A 5,337-nucleotide genomic window follows, 5' to 3' on the forward strand; every position below is an offset into this window, starting at 1 on the left:
TAGGGGGCGATGAAGGCGCGCTCCCACCAGGAGGCGCGGGTGGTGCGGGCGGCGCGGAAGGGGTCGGTCGCCGAGCCCTCGACACAGGCGTGCTCGGCGATGTTGCGCAGGCGGGTGACCATCGGGAACCAGGTCGCCATGGGCAGGAGCCACAGGGCGAAATACGCCCACCAGAAACCCGCCAGCGTCATCGCGGCCAGCAGGCCGAGGTTCACCAGCAGGAAGGGCGCGATCGAGCGGCCCGTGACGATGGCCTCATAATCATGATCGTCCGTCGCCCGCGCCGCCTTGGCCCCGCGCATCGCCGCCAGCGGCAGCAGGACCCGCTGCTTGAAGAAGGTCTGGCCGGTCAGGTCGCGGAAGATCTTGCGGCGCAGGGAGGCCGGGGAGACCGGGAACGGAGCGGACAGGATCAGGTCCGGGTCTTCCGGCTGCTGGGCGAAGCGATGGTGAGACAGGTGATAGGGGCGGTAGGCGGCCAGCGAGGCGCCGACCGGCACGGCGCACAGCCAGTGGCCCAGAAAGTCATTGAGGCGGGTGTTGGTCGACAGGCCGCCGTGGGCCGCCTCGTGCATCAGGATGGCCAGACCCAGCTGGCGCGTGCCGATGATCATCACGCAGAGCGGGATCAGGATCGGCCAGACGATCCCGGCGACGACGGCCAGGGCGATGACGCCCCAGCAGTGGGCGGCCAGCGAGGGTCCGATCCAGCCCCGGCGCGACTGGAAGGGCGCCCATTCCTCGGGCGTGAACAGGTCGGCGGGCTTGGCGCGGGGCGCGGCGGGCATGGCGTCAGAATACGCGCGCATCCGGGGTTCGCAAAGAAAACGCAGAAAGTCGGGCTTTCCTGACTTCGTGTCAGGTTGACATGACATTCTGAGCGTGTCAGGTTCTCATTACATTCAGTCAGGAGGAGCTGACATGCTGACCGCTTGGAGACAAGGCACGCCCGCCGGGCGCAAATATATGATCCGGACCTGGGCCTTCATGGCGCCCTACGTCGCCATCTGTGTCTCGATGATGGTGACCGACGCCTTCGACGACGTCATCGGCAAACCCGCCGGCTGGGTGCTGGCGGCGGCGATCTCGGCGCCGGTCATCGGGCAGATCTGGGCGACCTTGGCCCTGATGCGCGACAGCGACGAGTTCGTCCGCGCCGTCACCGCCAAACAGTTCATTCTCGCCGCGGGCCTGGCCATGGCGGTCGCGACCTTCTGGGGCTTCGCCGAGACCTTCGCCGCCGCACCGCACATTCCGGCCTGGTTGATCTATCCGACCTTCTGGGCGCTGTACGGCTGCGTCGCGCCGTTCATCCGGACCTCGAACTGATGAAGAACCGTCTCAAGCTGCTGCGCGTCGAGCGCGGATGGACCCAGGAACAGCTCGGCCAGGCGCTGGGCGTGTCCCGACAGGCCGTCAACGCGCTCGAGACCGAGAAACACGACCCCTCCCTGGACCTGGCCTACCGCATCGCGGTGCTGTTCGACCGGCCGGTCGAGGACGTTTTCGAAAACCCTCACGCCTGACCCCGGTCGGCGACCCACAACACTTACTCACATCGGAGACCACCATGACCAACGCCCGCATCCGCGCGCGTCGCCCCCTGCTGCGCGCCTTCCTGATCACCCTGGCGATCTGCACGCCGAACATCGTCGCCGCCACCAAGGTGTTCGCGGCGGAGCCCGCCCCGGCCGTGGCCGTCGCCCCCTTCGTCTCGGACCGGCTGTCGGTTGAGGTGGTCGGGCAGGGGGCCGACGTTATCCTGATCCCCGGCTTCGGCTGTTCGCGGGAGGTGTGGCGCGCCGAGGCCGAGCGGCTGAAGGCCACGCACCGGGTGCATCTGGTCCAGCTGGCGGGCTTCGCCGGCGAGCCCTGGGTGCACGGCGACGGGCCCTTCATCCAGCCGGTGGTCGATGAGCTGGCCCGCTACATCCGCGAACAGGGGCTGGAGCGTCCGGCGGTGGCCGGGCATTCGATGGGCGGGCTGAGCGCCCTGATGCTGGGCCAGCAGCAGCCGTCGCTGGTCGGCAAGGTGATGACCGTCGACAGCCTGCCCTTCTTCAGCGCCCTGTACGGACCGCAGGCGACTGTCGAGACGGCCCGTCCGTTCGCCGAGCAGGCGGCGGCCGGAATCCTGAACACGCCGGACGAGGCCTTCCGCAGCGGTCAGAACGCCACCGCGGCCGGGCTGGCCCGCGATCCGTACATCCGCGAGAAGATGGTCGAATGGGCGCTGGCCGGGGATCGGCGGGCCATGGCCGCGGCCATCCGCGAGGTGATGACCACCGACCTGCGCCCCGGTCTGGCGACGATGACCGTGCCGGTCTGGGCGCCCTATGCCGCGGACGCGGATGGCGGGGCGCCGGCGGCGATGGTCGACGCGGTCTGGGGCCGGGAATATGCGGGCCTGCCCGGCGTGCGGCTGATCCGGGTCGATGACAGCCGCCACTTCATCATGAACGACCAGCCGGCGAAGTTCGCCGAGCTGATGGATCAGTTCCTGGCGGCGGACTGAGCCTCGGCGGCGATGGCGGCCACATTGGCGGGAAGGACGCATTGCGACACCACCCGCCGACGGCGACCGCCCTGGCCGCTGTCGGGGGCGAGGTCGAGGCAGTCGACGGCGGTGACCGGCTCGTCGTCGGCCACGATCATCCCGCCGCCCTCGGCGCAATCGACCTCGATCAGCGGGCGGCCGGAGCGGGTGCGGCCCACGGGGACCGCCTCCTGGACCGTGCAGACGAAGCCCGCCCGATCCAGCGCCGTCACCGCCTGATGGCGGACGTCGGCGGTGGACAGGGACTGGGCCGCGCCGGTGTTGCGGCCCCGGTTCATCTCGATGCGTGACGAGACGATGCGGGTCGGGGTCACGGCGTCCCGACCGAAGGCCGAGGCGTCACGAATCTCGCCGCCGCCGGTCGAGACGCCTCCGTCCTGCGCCGCGACAGGCGTCGCGAGCGGCAGGGCGAGGGCCAGAACCAGGACGAACGGCGAGGGTGGTGACACGGGGACGCTTACTCCGGCGCCCGGGTCGGCAGCGGGCCGGCGCGACGGGCGGCCTCGATCATGGCGACGTTCTTGGGCAGGCGGCAAGGGCCGATCACCCCGTTGCCGTCGGCCAGGTCGAAACAGTCGGTTGCCTGGATGGGCAGGGAGTTGGCGATGACTAGACCGCCGTCCTCCTCGCAGGCCACCTCCACCAGCGGGGTGCCGTCCAGCAGCTGGCCGACCATGTCCAGTTCGGCGATCGTGCAGTGCAGACCGCCGTCGCGCAGGGCGCGCTGGGTGGAGTTGCGGATCTGGGTCGGGGTCGGATTGGCGGCCCAGATGGCTTCCCGGCCCCGGTTCATCTCGCGCCGCGAGCGCGGCATCCGCGAGGGCGTGGTGGCGAGGATGTCCCCCGTGCGTCCGTTGATCTCCGAAAGGCCGCTTCCGGTGTCGTAGATGTTGTGGACCGAGAAGGGCGGGGTCTGGGCGAGGGCCGGGGCTGAGACCAGCAGGCCCGCAAACATGACGGGAAGGATCAGGACGCGCATTCGGAGTTCTCCAGAGCTGTGGGGGCAAACCTCATTCAAGTGAGCCGAACCCGAGGATGTACGGGACGACGGGAACAACTCTATCCGCGAAACGGCGTTCTTCAAATGGAAGGGGTGATCAACCTCCCGCGACCGGGGTGACGTCCCCGGCCTTGATCAGCTGGCCGCCGAACTCCTCGGCATAGGCGACGGTCAGCAGGGAGCGGAAGGTCGAGACCGGGATGGCGATCTCGTACGCGCCCTCGGCGTAGGGGCCGACGGTGTAGGGGCCGATCAGGAAGGTCAGGCCCGCCGCCTTGCCGGGGGCGTTGCCGGGCGTCAGGACGAACTCGGTCGCGGAGGCGCGCGGGCAGCTCCAGTCGCCGCCGCCGCCGCCCAGCGTCAGGGACACGCTGTCGGGCACGCGGGCGCGCTTGGCGGCGTTGATGGCCGAGCACAGGGCCTGGTCCAGCACCGTCAGGTCGGCGCCCGGACGGAACAGGTCGGTGAACCCGATCCGCCGCTTCAGCGCCTTGTCCCACAGGATGCCGGTGGTCAGGGTGTTGGGGTGGGCGCCGCCCGAGAAGTCGAAGTCGGTGCGCTTGAGGCTGAGCAGCTTGCCCGTCTCCATCGCGCCGGTGACGTTGATCTGCTTTTCGTAGGTCCAGTTCGGCGCGCCCTCCTCGGCGCTGTCCAGACGCTCGCTGGCGGCGCCCTCGACGAACTGGTGCAGCTTGCGCACCTCCTCGGCGTAGAGGCGGGCGTGCAGGTCGGTCTGGGGCTTGATGACGTTCGGCAGCGTCAGGCTGACCTTGGCGTAGTCGGTGTTGCGCTCGAACGTCATCGGCGCGGCCGCGTCGGCGGGCGTCACCAGGGCGTTGCCGGAGGGGGCGGGGGCGTCGGCCTTGCCCTCCTCCTTGCGGTTGCAGGCGGCCACGGCGGTGGTGGCGAGCAGGGCGGCGATCAGGAGCATGCGGGGGGAGGACATGCGGGTCTCCTTCAAAGCGGAAGCTGAACCGAACCGAGGATGATGGCGAGAAGCAGGACCAGCCCCGCCTCGCGATTGGACTTGAACAGGGCCAGGGCGTGGGGGCCGTCGTCAGGGCGGATCGACCGGGTCTGCATCAGCAGGTGCGCCGCATAGGCGGTCAGGCCGAGATAGAAGAGCGGCCCCAGACCGGCCAGCAGACCGGCCAGCGCCGCGAAGGCGACGGCCAGCAGGTAGAAGACCCCGACCCCGCGCCGGACGTTCGATCCGAGGCGGCGGGCCGAGGACTTCACCCCGACCATGGCGTCATCCTCGATATCCTGCAGGGCGTAGATGGTGTCGTAACCGAGGGTCCAGAAGACGCCGCCGAGGTAGAGGAAGATCACCGGCACGGCATCAAGGATCTGATGGTCCAGAACTGTACCAAAGCCGATGCCGCTGACTCGGTCGAAAGGCCATGGAGTCAGGAAAAAGGGCTCAAGATACACAGTGACATAGGGGTCATGGGCGAGGCTGGCGCTGACGACAGCCATTGCCGCGGCGAAGCCCATCAGGGCGCCCCAGTTGAAGGTCAGGCCCAGCCAGGCCTGCGGCCACCAGGTGATCCGCTTCATGAACGGATAGGCGGCGACCAGGGCCAGGGAGCCGAAGCCGAGCGCGATGGCCGTGGTCCCCAGGGTCAGCAGGATGGCGAAGGAGGCCAGGCTGCAGGCGACCAGAAAGGCCCAGGCGGCCTTGACCGAGATCCGGCCCGAGGCCACCGGCCGGGCGGCGGTGCGGGCCACGCGGCGATCGATATCGCGGTCGACGATGTCGTTGAAGGCGCAGCCGGCC

Annotated in this window: 8 protein-coding genes; 3 read left to right on the forward strand and 5 right to left on the reverse strand. The window is 69.4% G+C overall.

Translation table 11 applies throughout. From position 1 onward, the window contains the following. The coding region (locus VGE03_RS16395) for a fatty acid desaturase family protein (RefSeq protein ID WP_331047547.1) at nt 1-809 on the reverse strand (809 nt) is incomplete at its 3' end. Nucleotides 810-921: 112 nt separating this feature from the next. Here VGE03_RS16395 and VGE03_RS16400 point away from each other — a divergent pair. Genes VGE03_RS16400 through VGE03_RS16410 form a run of 3 tightly spaced genes read left to right on the forward strand, consistent with a single transcriptional unit; the run spans nt 922 to nt 2,515 of the window. Next, nucleotides 922-1,329, forward strand: a complete 408-nt coding sequence (locus VGE03_RS16400) for a hypothetical protein (RefSeq protein WP_331047548.1) — start codon at nt 922-924, stop codon at nt 1,327-1,329. Continuing rightward, entirely contained in the window at nt 1,329-1,526 is a 198-nt protein-coding gene (locus VGE03_RS16405; RefSeq protein WP_331047549.1) for a helix-turn-helix transcriptional regulator, read from the forward strand. The genes VGE03_RS16400 and VGE03_RS16405 overlap by 1 nt, the downstream gene beginning before the upstream one ends. Before the next feature lie 44 nt (nt 1,527-1,570). Beyond that, nucleotides 1,571-2,515, forward strand: a complete 945-nt coding sequence (locus tag VGE03_RS16410) for an alpha/beta hydrolase (protein WP_331047550.1) — start codon at nt 1,571-1,573, stop codon at nt 2,513-2,515. Here the strand turns inward: VGE03_RS16410 and VGE03_RS16415 are convergent. The 4 genes from VGE03_RS16415 to VGE03_RS16430 all read right to left on the reverse strand — a co-directional run. Further along, nucleotides 2,494-3,006, reverse strand: a complete 513-nt coding sequence (locus tag VGE03_RS16415; RefSeq protein ID WP_331047551.1) for a hypothetical protein — start codon at nt 3,004-3,006, stop codon at nt 2,494-2,496. The two genes, VGE03_RS16410 and VGE03_RS16415, sit on opposite strands and share 22 nt — an antisense overlap. An 8-nt stretch (nt 3,007-3,014) precedes the next feature. Further along, nucleotides 3,015-3,536 (reverse strand): hypothetical protein, encoded by a 522-nt coding sequence (locus VGE03_RS16420; protein WP_331047552.1) that lies wholly within the window; start codon nt 3,534-3,536, stop codon nt 3,015-3,017. Between the two features lie 118 nt (nt 3,537-3,654). Next, nucleotides 3,655-4,503: a DUF3298 and DUF4163 domain-containing protein gene (locus VGE03_RS16425; protein ID WP_331047553.1), complete on the reverse strand. Its 849-nt coding sequence runs from the start codon at nt 4,501-4,503 to the stop codon at nt 3,655-3,657. A gap of 11 nt (nt 4,504-4,514) precedes the next feature. Then, nucleotides 4,515-5,337: UbiA family prenyltransferase (locus VGE03_RS16430; protein ID WP_331047554.1), on the reverse strand; the 823-nt coding region annotated here is incomplete at its 5' end.

This window comes from Brevundimonas sp., assembly GCF_036400995.1.
In the GTDB taxonomy this organism is placed as follows: domain Bacteria; phylum Pseudomonadota; class Alphaproteobacteria; order Caulobacterales; family Caulobacteraceae; genus Brevundimonas.